At 35.5% G+C, this 3,843-nt stretch carries 3 protein-coding genes; all 3 read right to left on the minus strand.

All coding sequences use genetic code 11. The features are described from left to right. A partial coding sequence (atpD, locus tag ACOYLT_RS10570; RefSeq protein WP_422853814.1) for a F0F1 ATP synthase subunit beta occupies positions 1-1,241 on the minus strand: 1,241 nt, incomplete at its 3' end. A gap of 190 nt (positions 1,242-1,431) precedes the next feature. Then, positions 1,432-2,889 (minus strand): G-D-S-L family lipolytic protein, encoded by a 1,458-nt coding sequence (locus ACOYLT_RS10575; RefSeq protein ID WP_422853815.1) that lies wholly within the window; start codon positions 2,887-2,889, stop codon positions 1,432-1,434. Between the two features lie 30 nt (positions 2,890-2,919). Then, the coding region (locus tag ACOYLT_RS10580; RefSeq protein WP_422853816.1) for a TonB-dependent receptor domain-containing protein at positions 2,920-3,843 on the minus strand (924 nt) is incomplete at its 5' end.

Genomic DNA, 3,843 nt, shown 5'->3' on the forward strand with positions numbered 1-3,843 from the left:
ATGATATCTTGTAGTTGTTTGTATTTTTGAAGTATCTCTTTTACTCTTTGCGCACAATCATAGTGTTCATCTCCTAAGATTTGAGCAGTAAGAATTCTTGAAGTAGAATCTAGTGGATCCACTGCAGGATAAATTCCTAACTCCGCAATTTTACGCGATAATACCGTTGTTGCATCTAAGTGAGCAAACGTTGTTGCAGGAGCAGGGTCAGTCAAATCATCCGCAGGAACGTAAACCGCTTGTACCGATGTAATCGAACCTTTGTTTGTAGATGTAATTCTTTCTTGCATCGCACCCATTTCTGTTGCTAATGTTGGTTGGTAACCTACCGCAGATGGCATTCGCCCTAATAACGCTGACACCTCAGAACCTGCTTGTGTAAAACGGAAGATGTTATCAACGAAGAACAATACGTCTTTACCTTGGTCTGAACCAGCTCCATCACGGAAATATTCTGCAATAGACAATCCTGAAAGGGCAACACGAGCTCTTGCTCCTGGTGGCTCATTCATTTGACCGAAAACGAAAGTAGCTTTTGACTCTCTCATTCCTGGTTTATCCACTTTAGATAAATCCCATCCTCCATTTTCCATAGAGTGCATGAAATCTTCTCCATATTTTATAATGCCTGATTCCAACATCTCACGAAGTAAATCATTTCCTTCACGTGTTCTTTCACCAACTCCTGCGAATACAGAAAGTCCACCGTGACCTTTAGCGATATTGTTAATTAATTCCTGAATCAATACAGTTTTACCAACTCCGGCCCCACCGAACAATCCAATTTTACCACCTTTTGAGTAAGGCTCAATCAAATCGATTACTTTAATTCCTGTGAATAACACTTCTGTAGAGGTTGATAAGTCTTCAAATTTTGGTGCCTGACGGTGAATAGAAACTCCGTTTGCTCCATCTTTAGGCAAATCCCCTAAACCATCAATGGCGTCACCAATAACGTTAAATAAACGTCCGTAAATATCAGCACCGATTGGCATTTGAATTGGAGCACCAGTAGCTTTCACCTCTGTTCCTCTACTTAATCCATCGGTTGAATCCATGGATATTGTTCGAACTGTGTTTTCACCAATATGGGATTGCACTTCTAAAACTAATATAGAACCATTTTTATTAATGATTTCTAATGAGTCATAAATTTTTGGTAACTCAACATCTTTGTTGTCAAATACTACGTCTACTACGGGACCGATGATTTGCGAAACTTTTCCTATTGCTTTTGACATTGTTTATGTATTTTTAAAATAGCTGTTTTCATTTGAAAAAAACACTTCCTTTTTCAGAGCGCAAAGATAATTTTTAAAAATTGAATTATCAATAATTATTTTATAAAAAAGGAAGATTTTTTTCTTCATTGCTGTAAACAAAAAACATCCCTAAGAATAAGGATGTTTTGATTGTAATAAAAGATGTTTTTTATAATACCGGAGGAAACATTATTCTGTAATCTGAGAATTTTACTCCTTTTAAATTAGATCCGAATTTTTCATTGATAGCTTCTAAAAATTTATTAGCGATTAAAGCATAACCTCTAGGACTTGGATGAAAACCATCTAAAGAAAAGGCACCGCCAGTTACAAAAGTTGAAATGAGTGTATAACCATTAGAAGATATTCCGAAAGTAGTTAATTGATTCATGACAGCTTTAGTGTCAACTAAAGCAATTTGATCGCTGTATGCATCAGCTACATTTTGAATCGTTGTATTATAAGCATCTGTAGCAATTTTTATTTCTTCGATTTCTTTTTTAGATAAAACCCATTGATCTGACAAAGGTATAGAAACACCATTTATCTGTGTCGGATTTCCCCCTACAGTAGTGCCTATAAAGTTTAATGCGGGCAAAACAATTAAATCTTCGCTAGTTGCCTGACGATACGATGGAATTCCTGCCCCCGTTAAATTGGTTAAATAATCATCTTCTATGACTACTCTATTTGTGCTTGATGCTGTGAAAGAAATTGTTCTTTGAGCTACTTCGGCTGCTGATAATAACCCTAATGACTGAGCATACAATAATCCATTATTATAAGTTGTATAACCTGAATTCAATAAAGAAGCTGTTGCAGCGTCTAAAGGAACAGGGTTATAAGGAACAGTTGTAAAATAAGGCAATGCATTTACGTATGGCAAATTAGCTATAACTCCTTTTCTTCCACTTGCTGTTAATTTGGTAATCAAACCATTATAAGCAACTTCAAAAGTTGCCGGTGGAGTAATTGGACTAGAATTTAAGCCTCCTGACAAAGCATAACCCAAAACATCATTTCCGCCAATCCATAAAGAAAAGAAAGTAGGATTCATAGCTACGGCATCATCAACTACAGTAGCCATTGGAGTTGAAGCAAATCTTGCAAAATAAGGATTTCCTAAAGAACTCCCATAACCCGCATAATCTAAGTGTATAACTTTTGCTCCTGGAATTCCCATATTATTATAAGACCCACCTAAAGAAGCAAAAGTAGTTGAAGATGTTTGATTGTATGGTGGCAACGCAACAGAAGATGGACTAGGACGACCTCCTGGGGTTGTTGGAGGTTTTAAATACAATCTCGGAGCATAAGTAGTACTTCCAAAAAAACCACCAACATTATCTGCCATTAGAGGAGTTGTAAAAGCACCTCCACCAACAAGAGCAAATTGTTGTGCTAAAATGTTAGGATATGCTCCTTTTTGTCCTTCTATAAATAGGGCGTTATCACTAAACCCTGCTGCAAATGAATCTCCAAGCGCAACATATTTAGAAAAATCGGCTGACCCAGCAGTTAAAGGTAAACCATCCGATGAATCTGGATTAATAAATACTTCATCATCATTGTTACATGCTACAAAGGTTAACGAAACCAATAATAGCCATTTGAAATTTTTTATCATAATATTTTAATTTATATATTTAATTGGTTTTTATGGTGTAATCGTAAGAGAAACAAAATATTGTTGTCCAATAAGCCCTGCTCCTATTACTTGTCCGTATTCTTTTCCTCCAATATTTGTTGCGCCAACTTTTAGGATTGATTTCAATGACTTAATATTATAATTAGCCTGCACATCTATAACAGTCGCTTCGGCGATCATACCATCGGCAAAAGTAGACTCCCATAAATATTCTGAATTCCATCTTCCGCTAACAGATATCCCTAAGTTTCCTAATAATTTATCATTGCTTAAAGTTGCTTTCGCTCTATGTTTCGGAGTATTGAAACTTGCTTCAAAATCTAGGTCTTTTCCTTGGTCAAATTCAAACGCTGAATAATTATAGTTACCACTAAATTCAAAATTTTTGTAAATTTTCTTAGTTAATCCTGCACCAAAACCATAGGATTTTACCTCTCTTTCGGTATTAGTATATAATTGATACTCCCTAGAATCTCTGTTTGCAAGAGCTGCAGCCGAATTGTTAGTTGAAATATCTGGGCTATTTACAGCCGTTCCATAATAAGGAGTGATAACATTTAAATTACCGATGAAATCATTATAAATATTATAGTATCCATTAATGTCTAATGAGAATCCTTTAACATTAGCTCTATATCCTAAATCAAATGCTTTTACTTGTTCTGGTTTTACTAAATCTACATTTGCTTTTACTAGTAAAGCTGCAGCATTTGCTAAGCCTTCTGGCGGACCGTTTCTATATGCCGCATCAAACAATAAATAAGAATCTTTTGTAAAAGAATTGTAATAAGCATCTTCACCATTTAAAGTTTTTGTATTGGTTCCTAAAACCCCGATCCCGAATGGCGAAATTAATCCACTACCGTTAATATCATTACCTCTAGTTTCTGTAAATCTAGTTAAGTTATCAGGTGCAGAACCAATTAGCACTCT

This window comes from Flavobacterium sp. (genome assembly GCF_049318185.1).
GTDB lineage: Bacteria > Bacteroidota > Bacteroidia > Flavobacteriales > Flavobacteriaceae > Flavobacterium.

Bases quoted from the DNA above. Each gene is read 5' to 3' on its own strand.
- ACOYLT_RS10575 (WP_422853815.1), bottom strand. From the start codon at position 2,889: ATGATAAAAAATTTCAAATGGCTATTATTGGTTTCGTTAACCTTTGTA.